This is a genomic window from Bacillus pretiosus (genome assembly GCF_051294775.1).
Taxonomy (GTDB): Bacteria; Bacillota; Bacilli; order Bacillales; family Bacillaceae_G; genus Bacillus_A; species Bacillus_A wiedmannii.
Map to the genome: position 1 here is coordinate 1 of NZ_JBPPHF010000647.1, position 279 is coordinate 279.

Consider the following 279-nt stretch of genomic DNA (forward strand, 5'->3'; position numbering starts at 1 on the left):
CTATATAACCACCTAATAACAGTCCCGCACTAAAGCCAATGACATAGGCAATGATGTTCTTCCAATTTGATAAATCTTGAAACACAATACCTAACCTGACAATGTAAATAGCTCCTTCTAACAATCCAACACCAGCAGCGGATCTTGTTTGATTCTTTACAAGCAAAATCGTACGGATTGTTAAAATGGGAACGTAAATAATTTGAAGCACAAATATAAGTAACGCTTGTAACATTGGTATCCTCCTCTTTCAATTAGTCTTTTTTCATGATAACATAC

Annotated in this window: 1 protein-coding gene; it reads right to left on the reverse strand. The window is 34.8% G+C overall.

Annotated features, from left to right (window positions below):
- A partial coding sequence (locus ACSG5Z_RS32530; RefSeq protein WP_435713001.1) for a DUF5698 domain-containing protein occupies positions 1–235 on the reverse strand: 235 nt, incomplete at its 3' end.
- Positions 236–279 lie beyond the last annotated feature (44 nt).